20 protein-coding genes are annotated in these 19886 nt (G+C 42.5%); 9 read left to right on the top strand and 11 right to left on the bottom strand.

Annotated features, from left to right (window positions below; translation table 11 throughout):
- Positions 1-20: 20 nt before the first annotated feature.
- Positions 21-917, bottom strand: a complete 897-nt coding sequence (gene xerD, locus ACP14V_RS11215; RefSeq protein WP_272610605.1) for a site-specific tyrosine recombinase XerD — start codon at positions 915-917, stop codon at positions 21-23.
- Between the two features lie 232 nt (positions 918-1149).
- Here xerD and ACP14V_RS11210 point away from each other — a divergent pair, with 232 nt between their 5' ends.
- The 4 genes from ACP14V_RS11210 to aroQ all read left to right on the top strand — a co-directional run bounded on the left by ACP14V_RS11210 (position 1150) and on the right by aroQ (position 3389).
- Positions 1150-1668, top strand: coding sequence for a hypothetical protein (locus ACP14V_RS11210; RefSeq protein ID WP_136566811.1), 519 nt, complete (start codon positions 1150-1152; stop codon positions 1666-1668).
- Between the two features lie 84 nt (positions 1669-1752).
- Positions 1753-2211 (top strand): hypothetical protein, encoded by a 459-nt coding sequence (locus tag ACP14V_RS11205; protein WP_136566810.1) that lies wholly within the window; start codon positions 1753-1755, stop codon positions 2209-2211.
- A 169-nt stretch (positions 2212-2380) separates the two neighbouring features.
- Positions 2381-2890 (top strand): outer membrane beta-barrel protein, encoded by a 510-nt coding sequence (locus ACP14V_RS11200; RefSeq protein WP_272610604.1) that lies wholly within the window; start codon positions 2381-2383, stop codon positions 2888-2890.
- 82 nt (positions 2891-2972) lie between these two features.
- The gene (aroQ, locus tag ACP14V_RS11195; RefSeq protein WP_136566808.1) at positions 2973-3389 is read left to right on the top strand and encodes a type II 3-dehydroquinate dehydratase; all 417 of its coding nucleotides are present in this window, start codon (positions 2973-2975) and stop codon (positions 3387-3389) included.
- Here the strand turns inward: aroQ and ACP14V_RS11190 are convergent.
- The 6 genes from ACP14V_RS11190 to ACP14V_RS11165 all read right to left on the bottom strand — a co-directional run bounded on the left by ACP14V_RS11190 (position 3381) and on the right by ACP14V_RS11165 (position 7329).
- Positions 3381-3662 (bottom strand): DUF3817 domain-containing protein, encoded by a 282-nt coding sequence (locus ACP14V_RS11190; protein ID WP_136566807.1) that lies wholly within the window; start codon positions 3660-3662, stop codon positions 3381-3383. The two genes, aroQ and ACP14V_RS11190, sit on opposite strands and share 9 nt — an antisense overlap.
- An 8-nt stretch (positions 3663-3670) precedes the next feature.
- Positions 3671-5062 (bottom strand): dihydrolipoyl dehydrogenase, encoded by a 1392-nt coding sequence (gene lpdA, locus ACP14V_RS11185; protein WP_272610603.1) that lies wholly within the window; start codon positions 5060-5062, stop codon positions 3671-3673.
- Positions 5063-5182: 120 nt separating this feature from the next.
- On the bottom strand, positions 5183-5719 hold the full coding sequence (locus ACP14V_RS11180) for a DUF1572 family protein (RefSeq protein ID WP_272610602.1): 537 nt from the start codon (positions 5717-5719) through the stop codon (positions 5183-5185).
- The gene (gene msrB, locus ACP14V_RS11175; protein ID WP_272610601.1) at positions 5719-6126 is read right to left on the bottom strand and encodes a peptide-methionine (R)-S-oxide reductase MsrB; all 408 of its coding nucleotides are present in this window, start codon (positions 6124-6126) and stop codon (positions 5719-5721) included. The genes ACP14V_RS11180 and msrB (ACP14V_RS11175) overlap by 1 nt, the downstream gene beginning before the upstream one ends.
- 25 nt (positions 6127-6151) lie before the next feature.
- Complete coding sequence (msrB, locus tag ACP14V_RS11170; protein ID WP_272610600.1) at positions 6152-6637, bottom strand: peptide-methionine (R)-S-oxide reductase MsrB; 486 nt, start codon at positions 6635-6637, stop codon at positions 6152-6154.
- A gap of 113 nt (positions 6638-6750) precedes the next feature.
- Complete coding sequence (locus ACP14V_RS11165; RefSeq protein ID WP_136566802.1) at positions 6751-7329, bottom strand: collagen-like triple helix repeat-containing protein; 579 nt, start codon at positions 7327-7329, stop codon at positions 6751-6753.
- A gap of 157 nt (positions 7330-7486) precedes the next feature.
- On the opposite strand from ACP14V_RS11165, the gene glgB reads away from it, so the two are divergent.
- The 4 genes from glgB (at position 7487) to ACP14V_RS11145 (ending at position 14166) form a co-directional block, all read left to right on the top strand.
- Positions 7487-9382, top strand: coding sequence for a 1,4-alpha-glucan branching protein GlgB (gene glgB, locus ACP14V_RS11160; RefSeq protein WP_272610599.1), 1896 nt, complete (start codon positions 7487-7489; stop codon positions 9380-9382).
- Positions 9383-9479: 97 nt separating this feature from the next.
- Positions 9480-11879 (top strand): glycoside hydrolase family 31 protein, encoded by a 2400-nt coding sequence (locus tag ACP14V_RS11155; RefSeq protein ID WP_136566800.1) that lies wholly within the window; start codon positions 9480-9482, stop codon positions 11877-11879.
- A 40-nt stretch (positions 11880-11919) separates the two neighbouring features.
- Positions 11920-12729, top strand: coding sequence for a M48 family metallopeptidase (locus ACP14V_RS11150; RefSeq protein WP_272610598.1), 810 nt, complete (start codon positions 11920-11922; stop codon positions 12727-12729).
- Between the two features lie 111 nt (positions 12730-12840).
- Entirely contained in the window at positions 12841-14166 is a 1326-nt protein-coding gene (locus ACP14V_RS11145) for an MFS transporter (protein ID WP_136566798.1), read from the top strand.
- A gap of 82 nt (positions 14167-14248) precedes the next feature.
- Here ACP14V_RS11145 and ACP14V_RS11140 read toward each other — a convergent pair whose 3' ends face one another.
- From ACP14V_RS11140 to ACP14V_RS11125, 4 genes are read right to left on the bottom strand one after another with little or no spacing between them, the layout of a single operon-like run.
- Positions 14249-14974, bottom strand: a complete 726-nt coding sequence (locus tag ACP14V_RS11140; protein ID WP_272610597.1) for a head GIN domain-containing protein — start codon at positions 14972-14974, stop codon at positions 14249-14251.
- A gap of 37 nt (positions 14975-15011) precedes the next feature.
- Positions 15012-16103: a hypothetical protein gene (locus ACP14V_RS11135; protein WP_272610658.1), complete on the bottom strand. Its 1092-nt coding sequence runs from the start codon at positions 16101-16103 to the stop codon at positions 15012-15014.
- The gene (locus ACP14V_RS11130; protein WP_136566796.1) at positions 16084-16644 is read right to left on the bottom strand and encodes a hypothetical protein; all 561 of its coding nucleotides are present in this window, start codon (positions 16642-16644) and stop codon (positions 16084-16086) included. Before ACP14V_RS11130 ends, ACP14V_RS11135 begins: the two co-directional genes overlap by 20 nt.
- Complete coding sequence (locus ACP14V_RS11125; RefSeq protein WP_272610596.1) at positions 16641-17204, bottom strand: RNA polymerase sigma factor; 564 nt, start codon at positions 17202-17204, stop codon at positions 16641-16643. Before ACP14V_RS11125 ends, ACP14V_RS11130 begins: the two co-directional genes overlap by 4 nt.
- Positions 17205-17421: 217 nt before the next feature.
- Between ACP14V_RS11125 and lon the strand changes: the two genes are divergently transcribed.
- Positions 17422-19872, top strand: coding sequence for an endopeptidase La (gene lon / locus ACP14V_RS11120; protein WP_272610595.1), 2451 nt, complete (start codon positions 17422-17424; stop codon positions 19870-19872).
- Positions 19873-19886 lie beyond the last annotated feature (14 nt).

Genomic DNA, 19886 nt, shown 5'->3' with positions numbered 1-19886 from the left:
ACCAATACTTCCATTGAATTTTATTTCCTGGGATGGTATTGGTTCAAGACCTTGGCCAGATGCGACCGGTTCACATGCATATATACCTCGGTGGTAGTGATACTCTCATGACCCAACATTTGCTGAATGGCCCGTAAATCTGCTCCATTTTCCAAGAGATGTGTGGCAAAAGAATGCCTAAATGTATGTGGGCTTATATTTTTTTTCAGCCCTATTTTTTCGGCCAAGCGCTTGGTAATGGTAAAAACCATGGCCCGGGTGAGCTGTTTTCCCCTTCGGTTCAAAAAAAGAAAATCTTGGTGTTCTTTCATGATGGGCAGGTGCACCCTAACCTCATATTGGTAAATGTTGATGTATTTTTTATTGACATCGCTTATGGGTACAAAGCGTTGTTTATTGCCTTTTCCTGTAACCTTTATAAAATCTTCATCAAAATAAAGATCGGAAAGCTTTAAGTTCAACAGCTCGGAAACCCGGAGTCCACAGCCATAAAGGGTTTCCAGAATGGCTCGATTGCGTTCTCCTTCGGGTTTGGACAGGTCTATGGCCAAAATAAGTGCATTGATCTCATCAACAGATAAAGTGTCCGGAAGTTTGCGGCCTATTTTTGGAGTTTCTATGAGATCCATGGGGTTATCATTTCTGTAATCCTCAAAAACCAAATAATTGAAAAAACCTTTCAATCCAGAAATAATACGTGCTTGTGAACGTGGATTTACAGTTTTGGCAACATCATGGACAAACTGCTGCACAGTTTCCATATCTACTCTTATTGGCGATACTTTGACTTCATGGTCGTCAAAATAGCGTATCATTTTTTGAAGATCCAAGCTGTAACTGGTAATGGAATTTTTGCTGAGGCCGCGCTCAATCTTCAAATAATTTTGGTAATCCTTTATTGCTTGTTGCCAGTTCATGGGTTAAAGATAGAAACAATAAGAATGAAAATTATGAATGCTATTGGGCGATTGGTCAATTGAAACGGGCCTTTGATCAAATTAGAGGTCTATGGGTAGATGGGATTGAATATTTTCCGCCAAGGTTTTGAGTTACAAGTAGAGACGTTCAGTGGATTTAATACGTTTTTTATTACAAAAAACACTATATCCGGCATTGAAACGTTTTTATCCTGAATAAAAAACCAAAACAATGAAAAGAATATTCTTATTGACACTAGGACTATTTGCACTGACATTTTCGGCAATGGCACAGCATGTGGACAGAAGTAGTTTTAAAGCAGGGTTTAATGCAGGTATTCCTGTTGGGGATGCTTCGGAAATATCCAAATTCAGCATTGGATTGGATTTGGCTTACCATTGGAGCGTATCGGAACTTGTTGATATTGGTTTGGCCTCAGGGTTCATTAATGCCTTTGGGGAAACCAAAACTGTTACGGTAGGCAATGTAACTGTGGAGAACGAGTTCGAGGATTTTCAATTTGTACCCTTAACGGGGTCGCTAAGGCTTTACCCCACCTACGATTTTAAGTTGGGAGCCGATGTGGGCTATGCTGTGGGGATCAATGACGGAAATGAGGGCGGGTTTTATGTAAGACCTTCAGTAGGATACAATATTACTGGAAATACGGAGCTAAACGTATCATACATCAATATCAGCAACGATGGGAATTTCTCTATAGTAGCCTTGGGGATTTTGTTCCTCTTCTGATACCTTGGATAGCATAAAAATAAACTGGTCACAGCCTCAAATCTGATACAGTTGAACCATTAATATTAACTTAAACACAGAAAAATGAAAAAATTTGTATTTGTTGTAGCTTTAGCTATGTTGGGCACTGTTGCCGTAAAGGCACAAACCAGTTATAAGGCAGCATTGGGGCTAGGTGTTGATGCCGTTGATAGTGCAACTTTTATTGGCGCTACAGGAAAGTATTTTTTTACCAGTAACCATGTCGGTCAGGCCGATTTGGGTTTTGAGGATGGGGCCACTATGATCACAGTCCTCTATTCCTACCATAAAGGGTTTACCAGAGCCGGAGGATTGCGTTGGTACGCTGGAGCAGGACCAAGCATTATTTTGGTGGACGACGTAGACAATGTTTTTGCATTACGTCCCCATTTAGGATTGGATTTTAAGATAAATGGAGTGCCCTTTGTGGCCAATTTTGATTGGCGACCAGCCATTGTACTTAGTGATGGGGACAATGAAGTAGGCGCCTTTGGATTTGGACTACAATTTGCCTTTAATTAAATCGTTATATTAAACAATCAAACAGAGAATGGGGGTATTTCCCCATTCTTTTTGTATGTGATAAAACGTAGGATTTCAATACACATATAGCAAAAACATTTTGAATATCCTATTATTCTTAACCTCGGGGCATTGCTATATTTGTCCCCTCAACTAAAATTTATACATCGTGAGAAAATTAATCGTTTTAGCAGTATTTTTTACTAGTGTAATTGTTTCAAACACCTACGGCCAAGAAGGATTCGCGGTCAAGGCAGGTCTTAACAATGTATCCGTTAAAGTGGATACGGGAGATGACTTTTTCGGAAGTATAAGCGATAGCGAGCTTGGATTCTATCTAGGTGGTAGCTATAACTTTGTAGCATCGGAGGAATTTGATATTGAACCTTCTGTACTTTTTAGTTTTGTAGATGATTTGACTTCATTGTACATTCCTGTGATGGCCAAGTACAAAATAAACAACTTTAACATTCAGGCAGGTCCACAGATTAATTATTTGTTGGAGGATATTCCTGATGGTGAGTTTGGTCTTGATATCGCTTTTGGTGGTGGATACCAGATTGATGATAACTGGTTTGTAGAGGCTAGATACGGTTTCCAGATTTCCAGAGGAGGGGATTTTGGTGATGTTGTGGACATCAACACCCTTACTTTTGGAGCTGGTTACAGGTTTAACTAAGCCAAGTCCATAAAAAGAACAAAAAGCGGAAGTCTATGCTTCCGCTTTTTTTATGCCTTAAAATTATTGGTACTTTTACTGTATGAAACTAATGATTATCAATGGGCCCAATCTAAACCTGTTGGGAAAACGGGAGCCCGAAGTGTATGGCACCACCACTTTTGAAGACTATTTTGCCGAATTACAACAAAAATTTCCGCAAGTGGAACTGGAATATTTTCAGTCCAATATTGAAGGGGAGCTTATTGGCAAAATACAGGAAGTGGGTTTTGAGTATGACGGGATTATCCTGAACGCCGCAGCTTATACGCATACATCGGTAGGTATGGGAGATGCGGTAAAAGCGGTGACCACCCCAGTAATTGAGGTGCATATATCCAATACCCATCAACGGGAGGAATACAGGCATGTTTCGTTCATATCTTCAGGAGCCAAGGGGGTAATCCTAGGTTTCGGACTCCAAAGCTATGATTTGGCCATACAGAGTTTCTTAGGCTAAACCTTTTAAATACTTCTCATCAGCATAGAAGGTTCCGAATGGGAGCAAAGAAGCTATAAATAGCATCACAAAACGTTTAATGCTCCATTTCCGTTGCCAACAAAATACCACGGCCAATATCACATAAAGAATAAAAAGCGCCCCATGGGCATATCCCACTATTTTGTTGGGTTCCATGATATCTGCCCAATATTTTAAAGGCATGGTCAATCCAAATAAAGCCAAATAAGAAATCCCTTCAAGAATGGCTGTTGCCCTAAAAAGTTTAAGCATGTTCTTGATTATAGGTGGATAACTTCATCATAGGCAGCGGCAACGGCTTCCATAACAGCCTCACTCATGGTAGGGTGCGGGTGAACAGCTTTAAGGATTTCATGACCAGTGGTTTCCAATTTTCTGGCCACCACAGCTTCGGCAATCATATCGGTAACCCCTGCACCGATCATATGACATCCTAACCATTCGCCATATTTGGCATCAAAAATTACTTTCACAAACCCATCGGCATTACCAGATGCTTTTGCTTTCCCACTGGCAGAAAACGGAAATTTACCCACTTTTATATCATACCCTTGTTCCTTGGCTTGTTCCTCGGTCAAACCAACAGAAGCCACTTCGGGCATACAATAGGTACAACCGGGAATATTGCCGTAATCCAGAGGCTCAACATGCATTCCTGCAATTTTTTCAACACAAAGAATACCTTCCGCAGAGGCTACGTGTGCCAAAGCTTGTCCTGGAGTTACATCACCAATGGCATAATATCCGGGGATATTGGTCTGGTAATAATCGTTTACCAAAATTTTATCTCGGTCTACTGCAATGCCCACATCCTCAAGGCCAATATTTTCAATGTTTGTTTTGATGCCAACAGCAGAAAGGACTATATCGGCTTCCAATACTTCTTCACCTTTGGAAGTTTTCACGGTAGCCTTCACACCATCGCCAGAGGTGTCTACTTTTGTCACCTCGGCAGACGTCTTTATTTTTACCCCAGCTTTTTTGAAGCTGCGTTCCAATTGCTTGGATACATCCTCATCCTCAACAGGGACAATATTGGGAAGATACTCCACAACGGTAACCTCGGTACCCATTGAGTTATAGAAATAAGCAAATTCAATACCAATGGCGCCACTACCAACCACAATCATTTTTTTGGGTTGTTTTTCCAATGACATGGCCTCACGGTATCCAATGACTTTCTTTCCATCTTGTGGAAGACTGGGTAATTCCCTGCTTCTTGCACCTGTAGCAATGATGATATGGTCTGCGGTATATTCCGCTGTGTCACCGTGATCTCCCTTTACTAGAACTTTTTTGCCCGGCTGTACTTTTCCGTAACCGTTCAGGACCTCAATCTTGTTCTTCTTCATTAAGAATTGTACCCCTTTGCTCATGCCATCAGCAACGCCACGGCTCCTTTTTACAACGGCGCCAAAATCGTAATCCACTTCTTTTGCGCTCAATCCGTAATCCTCGGCATGCTTCAAATACTCAAAAACTTGGGCAGACTTTAAAAGTGCTTTGGTTGGAATACATCCCCAGTTAAGACATACACCTCCCAAACTTTCCTTTTCCACAATGGCGGTTTTTAATCCTAGCTGTGAGGCTCTGATTGCGGTAACATATCCACCGGGACCACTGCCCAGAACAATTACATCGAACTTGCTCATTAGATCTTGATTTTAGTTGTTAGATTTGAAGCCTGCCTTTGAGCGGGCAGGTGCAAAAGTACGGAATTCAATCCCCAAATCCCAAGCTTGAAAAAGCCAAAATTGGCTTTGTTTGTGAAATCAGCTATGCCTTTTTCCGAACATCTTTTGGTTAAAAGCTTCGGAGCCCCCTTTTGGTATGGAAAGCGAAACCCATTGCTCTCCTTTTATCATTCTGCCCACAAAGGCTATTTGCCCAACGTGACTGGCGTAGTGGGCCAGTTGCCGGTTTATGGCTTCTACAACGGTATGCTCTTGGTCCCGTATTTTGACCTTGGTCTCAAAGTTTTTGGAATTTATACTTTCCAAGGCATTGAATAGGCACTGCCATCCTTTATCCCATGCTGCCACCATTTCTTCTTTTGAGGCATAGGGTTCTTCAAACTCCATTTCCCGATTTCGCCATGTTTTCTCACCGTCTTCGGTAAGAAAGTTGGTCCACCTGCTTAACATATTCCCTACCATATGTTTTACGATGATGGCAATGGAGTTATCCGTTTCACTGTACTTCCATAGGATATCGTCATTGGAAAGTTGGGCAAAGGTTTTATCGCCCATGGTTTTATAACGATGTAACTCGAAGAGAGCGCTGGCTACAAAGTTTTTGGGAAAGTCCATTATTCTTCGGATGGGTCAAAGCCAATACTCACGGAATTTATGCAATATCGTTGCCCCGTGGTCTCTTGGGGGCCATCATTGAACACATGTCCCAAATGACCACCACAATTGGCACAGACAGTTTCGGTGCGGATCATACCATGTGAGGTATCACGGATATATTCTATGGCACCTTCAACAGCTTGGTCAAAAGAGGGCCATCCGCAACCACTTTCAAACTTGTGCTGGCTTTCAAACAGTTTTGCATTGCACGCTTTGCAGAAATAGTCTCCATTTTCAAAATGGAGATTATACTGCCCTGTAAAGGGACGCTCTGTGCCTTTTTGTCGCAGAACGTAATATTCTTCAGGAGTAAGGGATTGTTTCCATTCTTCCTCTGTTTTTTGTATGCCGTATTTCATATCCATAAAAGTGAAGTAGATTGATTAATTCTTAATCAGGGATAAAATCCAAAGCAGCTCCATTGATGCAGTGTCTCTTACCCGTGGTTTTTTTTGGCCCATCGTTAAAAACGTGTCCCAAATGTCCGCCACACACAGCGCAATGTTCCTCTATGCGGGTAACGCCATATGAATTGTCCTCTTCATAAGCCACATTTCCTTCTATTTCGCGATCAAAACTGGGCCAGCCTGTTCCAGATCTGTATTTGTGTTCGCTCCTGAACAATGGAGTGCTACAACCTGCACAGACATAGGTTCCTTTTTGTTTATTTTCCAACAAATCGCTGGTAAAAGGATTTTCCGTAGCGGCCTTCCGTAAAACATAATATTCCACTTCGGTAAGTTCCGATTTCCATTCTGCATCGGTTTTGGTCACTTTATAAGCAACCTCTTTATTGGACTCCTTTTTCTTTTCCTGTGATGTGCCCTTGCAGCCTGCAAAGATCAGAAGGGCAATAAAAAGCAAATTTTTTCCCATTGTTCGACTCTTTTATTGAATAGACGAGGTTTAGCTGGTATCCTTTCAAAAATAACACAAAAACAAAAGCCCCTTTTTCGGAAAGAGGCTTTTAATCATGTTTGGACTGGGAATCACTGCAATTCCAATTTTTTCACTTGATCTTCCCCAATACCCAAGGAGGACATTACATTATTGATATTTGAAGTATCCATTTTAGAAGCGTTGGCGTACACACTAGGTACAAAAACAATTCTAAAAAGCTGATTGTCTGTAAAATCAGTACTCAGGGTAGAGAGGTCAAAGTTTCCATCAATGAATAGCTCCAGATCCACAAAAGTGTGTTCAAAGACATATTGTATGGTGCCTTCTGGTAAGAAATAATTTTGTGGAATTTGGCTCCAGGCGTCAGCGGTACTACCATCGTTCAGTTCTATGGTTCCAGTGTAACGGTATACCAAAACGGCATCGGCTTCAAAGACTTCAAAATCAGTGACATCTTCAAAAGTAATTAGGGTGTTAAACAGATTGGCATCGCCATCGTAGCCAAAGTTTACCCCATCTACCTCTACGACCTGACCTTGAATGCCGTCCTCACCGGGAGGGCCTTGTAGACCTGGTGCACCATCAAATCCTGGAGGGCCTTCGGGACCTTCGCAGGCAACGGTGAACAAGACTAAAAAAGCGCCAATAATTGTGTTGAATTTATTCATGATTCTAGATTTTTGATTTGTTTTCATTCGGTTTCTTTTTTCATCAAAATCAAAAAGCATTCCATTTTTGGAACAATTGCAATTTTATTGGAAAGGATTAGCTGAAAATGGTAATCTTAGCCAAGAAGTATTATATTGTGAATACTAAAACAGAAATATGTCCAAGGTAGTTACCCATAGTTTGTTCACGGAGTTTGATATTGACCTTTTTAAGGCTGGAAAACATTTTCGATTGTATGAAAAATTGGGTTCCCATCTAACGGAAGTGGATGGTAAAAAGGGTACTTATTTTGCTGTTTGGGCACCTTCGGCAAAATCGGTTTCGGTAATTGGGGATTTTAATTACTGGAATGCCGAGGAGCACAAGCTCAATGTCCGTTGGGACTCCAGCGGTATTTGGGAGGGGTTCATCCCCGGTGTTGACCAAGGCACCAAATACAAGTACAAAATACAGTCGCACAACAATGACATTTGGACCGAGAAGGCGGACCCTTTTGCCCGATACTGTGAACGGCCCCCAAATACAGCCTCGCTTGTTTGGAGCGCAAAGCATGAATGGAAGGATAAAAAATGGATGGACTCCAGGGAAAAGCATAATGGGTTGGACAGGCCTTATTCCGTTTACGAGGTGCATTTGGGTTCTTGGCGTAAAAAAAATGGTTGGGAATACCTTTCTTATATGGAATTGGCCGATGAGTTGGTGGACTATGTGGACGAGATGGGTTTTACCCATGTGGAGTTCATGCCAATTATGGAATATCCGTATGATCCTTCATGGGGGTATCAGTTAACAGGGTATTTTGCCCCGACGTCCCGATTTGGAAAGCCTGAGGATTTTAAATTGTTGGTGGATAAATTCCATCAAAAGGGCATTGGGGTGATTTTGGATTGGGTGCCGTCCCATTTTCCGGAAGATGCCCATGGTCTTGGCTTTTTTGATGGTTCCCACTTGTATGAGCATCCGGATCGTAGACGTGGGTATCACCCAGATTGGAAAAGCCTAATCTTTAACTATGGAAGGAATGAAGTAAGGGCCTTTTTGATCAGCAATGCCGTTTTTTGGTTGGATCAGTATCATGTGGATGGACTACGGGTGGATGCCGTAGCTTCGATGTTATATCTGGATTATTCGCGTGAAGATGGGGAATGGGAACCCAACATCTATGGTAATAATGAAAATTTAGAGGCAATTTCCTTTTTAAGGGAAATGAACCAAGAAGTATATGGTAGCTTTAAAGGGGTTCAGACCATTGCCGAAGAGTCTACAGCCTTTTCCGGGGTAAGCAAACCTGTACATTTTGGCGGGCTTGGTTTTGGTATGAAATGGATGATGGGTTGGATGCACGATACTTTGGAGTTCTTTAAAAAAGACCCCATCCACCGATCGTATGACCTTAATGAAATAACTTTTAGCATGACCTACGCCTTCACCGAAAATTTTATGCTTCCTTTTTCGCACGATGAAGTGGTCTACGGAAAACAATCCCTTTTGTATCGTATGCCCGGGGGCGAATGGCAACGTTTTGCCAATTTACGTTTGCTCTTTGGATATATGTTCACCCATCCCGGGGGAAATCTCTTGTTCATGGGAGGAGAGTTCGGGCAATCATCCGAGTGGAATTTTCAAGAAAGTTTGGATTGGCACCTTACGCAATACGATTTCCACTCTGGAATACAGAAAGTTATCAAAGATCTTAATTCGGTTTACAAAACAAGTCCGGCACTTTATGAAAAACAGTTCGATCCAGAGGGTTTTCAATGGATAGAATATAACGATAGGGAAAATACCGTGGTCAGTTACATGAGAAAAGGAAGTGACCCCAAGGACGACTTGATCGTGGTCTGCAATTTTACCCCGGTACCCCGTGAAAACTATAGGGTAGGAGTACCTAAGAACTCCCAATTGAAGGTGGTTTTTAATAGCGATGATGCCAAGTATTCGGGAAGTGGTATGGGCAAGAAAACACTAAAGCCAGGTAAGACCGCATGGAATGGTCATCCGCAATCGGTTTTAATGACCCTTCCACCCTTGTCTATTGTTGTCTACAAGTAGCGAAAAAACTACAACGATATAGTTGGTGAGTTGTTCAAAACATCATTTTATTTTGTCCGTCTAAAGTATTTCTTTTGTTAGTCTCAATAAACTAACAATGATAACCAACACCGAAATAGAGAAAAGGGGGAATCAGCACCCCAACCATATAGTCGATTTTAAACAAGAGAATCGGAAACTGCTCTTTACCACCCAAAATGGGGTTGTTTTGGAAATTTCCATCTTACGGGATAGTGTGGTCAGGTTTCGATATGCTACCGAACACGTTTTTGAACCTGATTTTTCATACGCCATCAGTGATGATGTGAACACTGGATTCAACCAACTAGACGTACAGGATGAAATCCCCGAGTATGTTATCACCACGAATAAAATCAAGATTTTCATCAATAAATCCGATCTTAAAGTACAGATTACGGATTTGGAAGACAATGTGCTCAATGAAGATGAGTTGGGATTCCACTGGGAAGAGAATTATGATTATGGGGGAAACATTGTTAAAATGAGCAAGATATGTCATTCCGGGGAAAGCTATTACGGAATGGGAGACAAGGCTTCGCATACCAATTTAAAAGGTAAGCGGTTAAACAATTGGGTAACGGATTCCTACGCTTATGGCAAGGATCAGGAGCCATTGTACAAGGCCATTCCCTTTTATGTGGGACTCAAGGAAAGTATTGCTTACGGTATCTTTTTTGACAATTCTTTCAGCACCTATTTTGATTTTGCCAATGAGAAAAGGAATGTAACCAGTTTTTGGGCCGATGGGGGAGAAATGAACTACTACTTTTTCTATGGACCCAAAATGAGCCAAGTAGTGGAAGCCTATACTGATTTGACCGGTGTTCCAGAGCTACCTCCGCTGTGGGCCTTGGGCTTTCATCAATCCAAATGGAGCTACTATCCGGAACGAAACGTAAAAAAGATAGCCTCTACCTTTAGAAAACTCAATATACCCTGTGATGCCATTTATCTGGACATTGACTATATGGAAGGGTTCAGGTGTTTCACTTGGAACAACCGTTACTTTCCCAATCCCAAAAAAATGGTGCAAGACCTGGAAAAGGATGGTTTTAAGGTAGTGACCATGATCGATCCCGGAATCAAGATTGATAGGGATTATTGGGTGTACCAACAGGCTATGGACCATGGCTTTTTCTGCAGAAGGGCAGATGGCCCCCACTTCAAGGGCAAGGTATGGCCAGGGGAGTGTAAATTCCCGGATTTCACCAATCCTGAAGTACGGGAATGGTGGGCAGGGCTATATAAGGAAATGATCGCTGAAATAGGAGTGCGCGGGGTATGGAATGATATGAATGAACCTGCTGTCATGGAAGTCCCCAGCAAAACTGCCAATTTGGACGTGCGCCATGATTATGATGGCCATCCTTGCAGTCATAGAAAGGCACACAATGTTTACGGCATGCAAATGGTAAGGGCTACCTATGAGGGCATAAAGAAGTATACTTTTCCAAGAAGACCTTTTGTGTTGACTAGGGCTGCATATTCTGGGACCCAGCGCTATTGTGCCACTTGGACCGGGGATAATGTGGCAACTTGGGAACACCTATGGATTGCCAATGTGCAAATGCAACGGATGTGCATGAGCGGATACTCTTTTGTAGGTTCAGACATAGGGGGATTTGCGGAACAGCCCAACGGTGAATTGTTTGCCCGATGGGTACAGTTGGCAATCTTCCATCCCTTTTGCAGGGTACATTCCAGTGGGGATCATGGAGACCAAGAACCATGGTCTTTTGGAGAAGAAATCACCAATATTGTCAGAAAATATATAGAGCTGAGGTACCAATTGTTGCCTTATCTGTATACCATGTTCTACAAGTATATCAATAATGGTATGCCCATGTTACAATCCTTGGTTTTTTACGATCAAGAAGATTCCCAGACCCATTTTAGAACCGATGAATTCCTGTTCGGGGAGCATATGTTGGTATGTCCGGTACAGGAACCCAATGCACAGGGTAGACGAATGTATTTCCCAAAGGGAAATTGGTTTAGTTATTGGACTGATGAAGTGATAGCCGGAGGAGTGGAAAGATGGGTGCCGGCAGAACTCCATAAAATTCCTCTTTACGTGAAGGAAGGTGCAATGATACCCAAATATCCCGTACAGCAGTATGTGGGTGAAAAGGAAATCAAGGAGTTGAGGATTGACGTTTACTATAAGGAGGGAATAGAGAATTCCAGTGTGTACGAGGACCAACAAGACGGGTATGATTACAAGAAAGGACGTTTCAGTTTAAGAAAGTTTAGATTGAGGGGCAAGGAGAATGAATTGATCATACAGCAGTTTAAGGATGGAAACTTTACCACATCATACACTACCTTCAAATTAAATTTCCATGGACTTCCTTTTACCATTGGAACAGTAGAGGTAGATAATGAGGAAGTGGACTTTTCGGAAATAAAACTGAATGGCAACAACTCCATAGAAGTGAGCAAGGATTTCACCGAACTCCACCTAATCGGAAAATAATTTTTTTGTAATTTACATAGACTAAACACTATTAAATATTATGAAAAGACTTCTTATTACCGCTTCCATTTTTTTGGCGGTAGCAGCATGTAAGACAAATCCATTTACGGGGAAGAGCACATTGAACTTTTATCCCAATAGCCAAATATTTCCCATGGCCTTTGCCCAGTACGATCAGTTTTTGGGCGACAATAAGGTGATTACCGGAACATCTGATGCCCAAATGATCACTAGGGTAGGGCAGCGGATTGCTTCGGCTGCGGAACGTTGGTTGGATGCCAATGGCTATCCAGGATACCTTAAAGATTATAAATGGGAATACAATTTAGTACAGGATGAAACGGTTAATGCGTGGTGCATGCCTGGTGGAAAGATTGTATTCTATACCGGGATTTTGCCCATTACCCAAGGAGAGACAGGAGTAGCGGTGGTAATGGGGCACGAAGTGGCACATGCCTTGGCAGACCATGGGGCACAACGAATGAGTGCCGGTATGGTACAGCAGATTGGGGCTGTGGCAGGGAATGTGGCCATTCAAGATCCGGAAAAGCGAAATATGTTCAACCAAGCCTATGGATTGGGGTCTACCTTGGGGGTTATGCTCCCCTTTAGTAGAGGCCATGAAACCGAAGCCGATAGGATTGGATTACAGATTATGGCCATTGCTGGTTATAATCCTGATGAGGCTGCCAATCTATGGAGACGGATGAAAGAAAAATCAGGTGGACAAGCCCCCCCTGAATTTATGAGTACGCACCCTTCCAATGATACCAGAATCCAAAATTTGACCGCTTGGGCCCCTGCAGCCAAACAGGAAGCAAGAAAATTTGGAGTAACCTCATTTAAGTGAATTGATATATAACAAAAAGATGTCATTTCGATTCCGTTAAAAGACCTATTTTTATCTGCGATGGGTTTCTTTAACAATCGGGATGACATCTTCTTTTTTTAAAAACAACACATGGCACAAGCATTGGCATTGAAAGGAAGTAAAAAGTTATTGAACGCTTGGGCCTTTTACGACTGGGCCAATTCTGTATACAGTTTGGTGATTTCCTCAGCCATTTTCCCCATTTTTTATGGGGCCTTGTTCCGGGTTGCCGGGATTGAAAAAGTTATGATATTTGGGGGCGAAATTGCACGGGCTCCCTTAATCAGCTACGTAACTTCCTTGGCCTTTGTATTTATTGCCATTGTTACCCCGCTGGTTTCCGGTATTGCGGATTATCTGGGGAACAAAAGATTGTTCCTAAAATTTTTCTGTTACCTCGGCGCCTTGTCGTGTATTGGATTGTATTGGTTTTCCTTGGAAAACATCTATTTTGGGTTGATATGCTATTTCTTTGGTTTGGTGGGATTTTGGGTGAGCTTCGCCATAAACAACTCCTACTTGCCAGATATTGCCTTCCCCGAACAACAGGATGGAATCAGTGCGAAAGGATTTTCTTTGGGATACGTGGGCAGTGTCATTTTGCTTGTGTTCAATTTGGCCATGGTGATGAAGCCAGATGTGTTTGGTATTACGGACAATGGTGGCGAAGTGGCCGAGATTAAGGCGATGAAATATTCCTTCATCTCAGTAGGGATATGGTGGATACTTTTCAGTCAGTACACTTTTGCCCATCTACCTAAAGGTTACAAACGGGAAGGTGAACGAAAAAATATTGTACTCAACGGCTTCAAGGAATTAAAGAGTGTTTGGCATCAATTAGGTGAAAACGTAAGGTTGAAACGGTATCTGGGAGCCTTCTTTGTGTATAGTATGGCCGTACAGACCATTATGCTTATCGCTACCTATTTTGGTGAAGAGGAAATCAATTGGGGGACCGATAGTGAGCGTACCACAGGGTTGATCATCAGTATTCTGGTGATTCAGATTGTAGCCATTTTTGGAGCTACAGTCACTGCAAAGGTTTCAAAAAAGTATGGAAACATTAATACTCTTATGGTCATCAATTGCATTTGGGTGGCCTTGTGTGTGTATGCCTATTTCTTGCAAACCCCTATGGATTTTTACATAGCAGCAGGTTTTGTTGGTGTGGTAATGGGAGGAATCCAAGCCTTGTCCCGATCCACATATTCCAAGTTTTTGCCGGAGACTACCGATACCACCTCTTTTTTCAGTTTTTATGATGTGGCCGAAAAAATAGGAATCATCATTGGTACATTTTTATATGGGGCAGTGGCCCAACTTACGGGAAGCATGCGAAACAGTACCATATTTTTGGGCTTGTTCTTTTTAATGGGGATTTATCTACTCACAAGGGTCAATAGCATCAAAAAATAAAAAACACCGTACGCCATATGCAAAAGCCCCGACATCTACATGTCGGGGCTTTTACAATTTATTGATTGATGGCTAAACTCCGTTATCCTTTTGAAATATCCCCGGAACCTGATGATTTGCTGTTAATTTTTTTGGGATTGCCTCGGTAACTGATATCCCCAGACCCCGATACCCGGGCATCAATGGACTGATTTGCGGTCACCCTCACATCGGCAGAACCGGATACAGCGATGGTAACAAAATCGGCATCAAGTTCATAGGCCTTTACGTCCCCAGAACCAGATACTTGAATATCCAAATCGGTGGTTTTTCCAGTTAGGTTGATGTCCCCTGAACCTGATAAGGCAGCATCAACACTTTTGGCCTCCACGGTCAAGGAAATATCTCCAGACCCAGAAATCCGCGTACTGAACCTATCCGTGACCAAGGTAGTTTTGCCCACAATATCTCCTGAACCTGACAGGGTGACCGAATTTATGGATTCAACGGGTACGGTGATACGAATTCCCTTTCCCCATGAGGAAGGCTTTAGATTTACCCCTTTTTCAACTTTAATGAGCAGGGTGCCATTCTTTACTTCGGTTTTAATGTGTTCCAAAAGATTGGATTCTCCTTCAAGGGTAAGTTCGCCTTCATTTCCTGATACAAGGTCCACATCGAACCAACCGGCCAAGGCCACTTCTTCATAATTACCCACGGAACGTTCAATGGTTACTACATTGCCGTCCCCATGGATTCGTTTTCCCCATTGGGCATTGGTTGCAATTACTGAACAAAAAGCCAGTGTCAGTGTGATGAGTTTTTTCATGATGGTGTTTTTTAGTTTTGTTTTTTGATTCGACTTATTAATTCTGATAGAAAGTGATGCCTCCATAGTCACTGGTAATGTTTACCATGTTACCAGAGTTTTCTTTTCCGTAATATCCCTTGAAATATTTTTCATGTGATTTTTCTATACTGATGTTCAGCTCAAAATCATCCTTGCCACTTACCCCAGCGTATTCCGTCCTGATTTCAAAATCAAAAGCATACTCGGGATGGTATCCTATTTTTATCCCTGTATAGTCCGTTCTGATGGTTACATCACCGGCATCAGGGGCCAGTTGATCTATTTTTAAGGAGCCATAATCCCCGGTAATGGAAACATTGCCATGGATTTCTCCCAATTTCACTCCAATGTAATCCCCATTTCCAGACACGTTTTTGACATTGTTCACTTCTATGGACCCATAATCGCTGGAATAGTCCAAATCTCCCATTTCCTCTATGACCGCATTGGTATAATCGGCCCTAATACGCAAGTTTCCGGCTTTTTGGATGGTGAAGCCTGAGTAATCAGCAACAATTTCACCACTGTTAATGTAGTCGAAGGTAGATCTAGAAGTATAGTCGAACTTAAGCTCGTTGTTTCGGCCCCGCAGCTCACCCACATCAATTTTACCATAATCACATTTTATCTTGGCGTGTCCGTCTATGCGGTCCAAGAAGATGTTTCCATAGTCATTGCTCAAGTTTACACTGTTCTTTACAGGGAGCTTGATGGTATAGTTCACTTGGACATTTACATTTCTGCGCTTGCCCCAGTTCCATCCCCAGCTGCTGCCACGGTCCCCAAAGAGGGTGCGGGCCGATACCATGCTGGAGCTGTTCTCAAAGTCCACATCAATCTCATCCAATCGCTCCTGTACACGATCTTCGTCATTGCCATTGGTCTTGATATTGACCTCGATGACCACCCGGTTTTCATTCCATGAGGTAATGTTGAGGTTGCCATAGCTGTTGTTCACTTTAAAGAGCGCATCGGAGTTTACGTTGAACTCTTTCTTAATGGTCTTCTCCTTGGTGTACTTGCCTTCCATCTCCCCCGTACCTGCACATAGTGCAAGAGGAAGTAAGGCCAAGGCCAAAAGGGTAACTTTATATCGTAATGTTTTCATCATTGAATGAATTTAAATTTTTAATATTTTCTATTTGGTTCAGTACCTCTTTTAATAAATCTATACGGGTCTGGAAGTTGGTGATCATGGCATTCAAAATAATTTTACTGTCGCCGCCATTGACCAAATCCTCTTCCAGGGATTCATAGTCGTTTTTTAGTTTTTGCAACTGAAATAAGGTGTCATCCACCAATTGGGCCGTTTCGGGCGATTTTTCACTCTCCAACTGTTGTACCTGTTGTTCAATGAGGTTGGCAAAGTAAAACTCGGTCTGGGAAACCTCTGGAGCGATCTTGACCACTTGCTCTTTCAAGCTGGGCTTTGGTCCAAATGCCTGAAAGGACAGTACGCCGATCAGCGCAATGGATGCTGCAATGGATAAAGGCTTCCACCAGTTCATTTTCTTTTTGTTCAGGGAAATTGTGCCCTTGTCTTGGTTCAATTTCTCCAAAAACCGCCCCTGATGCCCACTTTGGGGTTCTTCAAGGTCAAATTGTCCGTGTAGCCTCTCAAACAGTTGGTCTATAGTATCCTTTTTCATGGCAAAACGTTTTGGTTCAATTTTTTACGTAAGCTTTCCTTGGCCCTTGATATGGTGGTCCTGCAATTAGCGTAGCTTATATTCATAATCTCACTGATTTCTTCATAATCGTAACCTTCAATTAAATGTAAGGTCAAAGAAACTCTGTAATTGTCTTTCAAACTTTTCATGGTTTCCATTACTTTTTGAGCCTTCAGTTCTGTATAACCATTGTGGTCCGGAGCAACTTCATCATTATCTTCGACCTTGTACATTATGTCATCCAAGTCCACAGCCCTTGTTTTTTGCTGCTTTTTGTACTGATAAATGCTGTTATTGATCACGATCCGCTTTAACCATGCGCCAAAAGTGACCTCCCCTTTAAATGTGTGCAGTTTCGTGAACGCGCTCAAGAACGATTCCTGCATTACATCTTCCGCTTCGGCCGAGTCTTTTACAATCCGGTATGCCGTGTTGAACATGGCCTTGTAGTACCGATTGTAAATCTCCATTTGTGCACTTTGTTTGCCTTTTAGGCACAGCTCCAGCAGTGCGTCAATATGTTCATTTTGGTGGCTCAAAAAATGAATGGTTTGTCTTATAGAGGTATGAATTTATCAATTGTTACACTTTTTTTGGAATTTTTAAATTTTAATGGCACAGGAATTGCCTTTTAACAATTGTAAAAAAATCGTTTTTCCTTTTTAGTTGTTGATTTTTAGGAGTTTAAATGGGAGAAACGATGCAAAAAAAGTGAATTGTTTTTGTCGTTTATGACAAAATGACCGAAAATAGGATATGGGAGAGATAAAAATTTCAAATTTTGACAATATAGACTTTCAAGGCTTGGATGAGGATGCCGAATTGATTCCGTTGCTTACCCCAGAGGATGAGGAACAGATGAATCGAGAAAGTTTGCCGGAAACATTGCCCGTGCTTCCCCTGAGAAATACGGTGTTGTTCCCCGGGGTGGTTATTCCAATAACAGCGGGTAGGGATAAATCCATTAACCTGATCCGTGATGCCAATAATGGCTCAAAGACCATTGGGGTGGTTTCCCAAAAAGATGAGGAGACCGAAAATCCTGGTGTGGACGATATTAATACCTTGGGAACGGTTGCACGTATTTTACGGGTACTCCAAATGCCCGACGGGAATACCACGGTGATCATTCAAGGAAAAAAACGTTTTCAAATAGAGCAGGTTATTTCCGAAAAACCCTATTTGACCGCCAAAGTGAAAGAGGCTACTGAGGTGCGACCTGATGAGAAAAGTGAGGAATTTGGGGCTATTATTGATTCCATCAAGGAATTGGCCTTTAAGATTATCAAGGACAACCCCAATATTCCCAGCGAGGCCACTTTTGCGATCAAGAATATCCAGAGCAATTCGTTCTTGATCAATTTTGTTTCGTCCAACCTTAATTTAACAGTTGCCGAAAAACAGCAACTTCTGGAAATCCCGAATTTGCAGGATAGGGCCTTGGCCACGCTACGGTATATGAACATGGAGCTTCAAAAACTGGAATTGAAGAACGATATCCAGTCCAAGGTTCGTAGCGACATGGACCAACAACAGCGCGAATATTTCCTTCACCAACAAATGAAGACCATTCAAGAAGAGTTGGGTGGCATGTCCTATGAAGAAGAAGTGGAGGAAATGCGGGTTAAGGCCAAAAAGAAGAAATGGAGCAAAAAGGTCAAGGAGCATTTCGAGAAGGAATTGGCCAAAATGCAACGTATGAATCCCCAAGTGGCCGAGTATTCCATCCAGCGCAATTATCTGGATTTGATATTGGATCTGCCTTGGAACGAATTCTCCAAGGATAAATTTGATTTAAAACGTGCCCAGCAGATTTTGGACCGTGACCATTACGGTCTTGAGGATGTAAAACGTAGGATCATTGAGTATTTGGCGGTTTTGAAGCTTCGAAACGATATGAAATCGCCCATCCTTTGTCTATATGGCCCTCCCGGAGTGGGGAAGACCTCTTTGGGTAAATCTGTGGCCGAGGCTTTGGGCAGGGAATATGTGCGTATGTCCTTGGGTGGACTTCGGGACGAAGCGGAGATTCGCGGTCACCGAAAAACCTATATCGGGGCCATGCCCGGTCGTATCATCCAAAGCTTGAAAAAAGCCGGGACATCGAACCCTGTTTTTATACTGGATGAGATCGATAAACTTTCCAACAGTCATCAGGGGGACCCGTCCTCTGCCATGCTGGAGGTATTGGACCCAGAGCAGAATGCCGAGTTCCACGATAATTTCTTGGAGATGGGGTATGACCTATCCAAAGTGATGTTCATCGCCACGGCCAACAATCTGGCCACCATTCAGCCTGCATTGCGCGACCGGATGGAGATCATCAATGTGACAGGATACACCATTGAAGAAAAGGTGGAAATCGCCAAAAGGCATTTGCTGCCCAAACAATTGAAGGAACACGGACTGTCCATCAACGATTTGAAGATCGGCAAACGCCAGTTGGAGAAAATCGTGGAGGGCTATACCCGTGAATCCGGGGTACGTGGATTGGAAAAGCAACTGGCCAAAATGGTACGGTATGCCGCAAAGTCCATCGCCATAGAGGAAGAATACAACATTAAGGTTACCAATGAGGATGTAGAAAAGATATTGGGACCTGCACGATTGGAACGCGATAAATATGAGAACAACGATGTGGCCGGGGTGGTCACGGGATTGGCATGGACCAGTGTTGGAGGCGATATCCTCTTTATAGAATCCATTTTGTCCAAAGGGAAAGGTACCCTGAACATCACAGGAAACCTTGGTAAAGTGATGAAGGAATCGGCCACCATTGCCATGGAATACATAAAATCCAATGCCGAGGCTTTTGGCATGGATCCCAATGTGTTTGAAAAGTACAATGTGCACATCCACGTTCCCGAAGGGGCAACACCCAAGGATGGACCTAGTGCTGGGATTACCATGTTGACTTCTTTGGTGTCGCTGTTTACCCAACGCAAGGTGAAGAAAAGCTTGGCCATGACCGGCGAGATTACCTTGAGAGGTAAAGTATTGCCTGTTGGCGGAATCAAGGAGAAAATCTTGGCGGCAAAACGCGCACGGATTAAGGAAATCATTCTTTGTGCTGATAACAGAAAGGATATTGAAGAAATTAAGGAAGAATATCTAAAAGGATTGACATTCCATTACGTAACTGATATGAGCGAGGTAATTGACATTGCCATCACCAAGCAAAAGGTGAAAAATGCCAAAACCCTATAATGGAATGACAGATG

Source organism: Flagellimonas alvinocaridis (assembly GCF_965248585.1).
Taxonomy (GTDB): domain Bacteria; phylum Bacteroidota; class Bacteroidia; order Flavobacteriales; family Flavobacteriaceae; genus Flagellimonas; species Flagellimonas alvinocaridis.
Note: the sequence above shows the minus strand (reverse complement) of the source record. Positions and strands in the feature narration are given on the sequence as shown.

Bases quoted from the DNA above. Each gene is read 5' to 3' on its own strand.
- xerD (WP_272610605.1), bottom strand. From the start codon at position 917: ATGAACTGGCAACAAGCAATAAAGGATTACCAAAATTATTTGAAGATT.
- ACP14V_RS11210 (WP_136566811.1), top strand. From the start codon at position 1,150: ATGAAAAGAATATTCTTATTGACACTAGGACTATTTGCACTGACATTT.
- ACP14V_RS11205 (WP_136566810.1), top strand. From the start codon at position 1,753: ATGAAAAAATTTGTATTTGTTGTAGCTTTAGCTATGTTGGGCACTGTT.
- aroQ (WP_136566808.1), top strand. From the start codon at position 2,973: ATGAAACTAATGATTATCAATGGGCCCAATCTAAACCTGTTGGGAAAA.
- ACP14V_RS11190 (WP_136566807.1), bottom strand. From the start codon at position 3,662: ATGCTTAAACTTTTTAGGGCAACAGCCATTCTTGAAGGGATTTCTTAT.
- lpdA (WP_272610603.1), bottom strand. From the start codon at position 5,062: ATGAGCAAGTTCGATGTAATTGTTCTGGGCAGTGGTCCCGGTGGATAT.
- ACP14V_RS11180 (WP_272610602.1), bottom strand. From the start codon at position 5,719: ATGGACTTTCCCAAAAACTTTGTAGCCAGCGCTCTCTTCGAGTTACAT.
- msrB (WP_272610601.1), bottom strand. From the start codon at position 6,126: ATGGATATGAAATACGGCATACAAAAAACAGAGGAAGAATGGAAACAA.
- msrB (WP_272610600.1), bottom strand. From the start codon at position 6,637: ATGGGAAAAAATTTGCTTTTTATTGCCCTTCTGATCTTTGCAGGCTGC.
- ACP14V_RS11165 (WP_136566802.1), bottom strand. From the start codon at position 7,329: ATGAATAAATTCAACACAATTATTGGCGCTTTTTTAGTCTTGTTCACC.
- glgB (WP_272610599.1), top strand. From the start codon at position 7,487: ATGTCCAAGGTAGTTACCCATAGTTTGTTCACGGAGTTTGATATTGAC.
- ACP14V_RS11155 (WP_136566800.1), top strand. From the start codon at position 9,480: ATGATAACCAACACCGAAATAGAGAAAAGGGGGAATCAGCACCCCAAC.
- ACP14V_RS11150 (WP_272610598.1), top strand. From the start codon at position 11,920: ATGAAAAGACTTCTTATTACCGCTTCCATTTTTTTGGCGGTAGCAGCA.
- ACP14V_RS11145 (WP_136566798.1), top strand. From the start codon at position 12,841: ATGGCACAAGCATTGGCATTGAAAGGAAGTAAAAAGTTATTGAACGCT.
- ACP14V_RS11140 (WP_272610597.1), bottom strand. From the start codon at position 14,974: ATGAAAAAACTCATCACACTGACACTGGCTTTTTGTTCAGTAATTGCA.
- ACP14V_RS11135 (WP_272610658.1), bottom strand. From the start codon at position 16,103: ATGAAAACATTACGATATAAAGTTACCCTTTTGGCCTTGGCCTTACTT.
- ACP14V_RS11130 (WP_136566796.1), bottom strand. From the start codon at position 16,644: ATGAAAAAGGATACTATAGACCAACTGTTTGAGAGGCTACACGGACAA.
- lon (WP_272610595.1), top strand. From the start codon at position 17,422: ATGGGAGAGATAAAAATTTCAAATTTTGACAATATAGACTTTCAAGGC.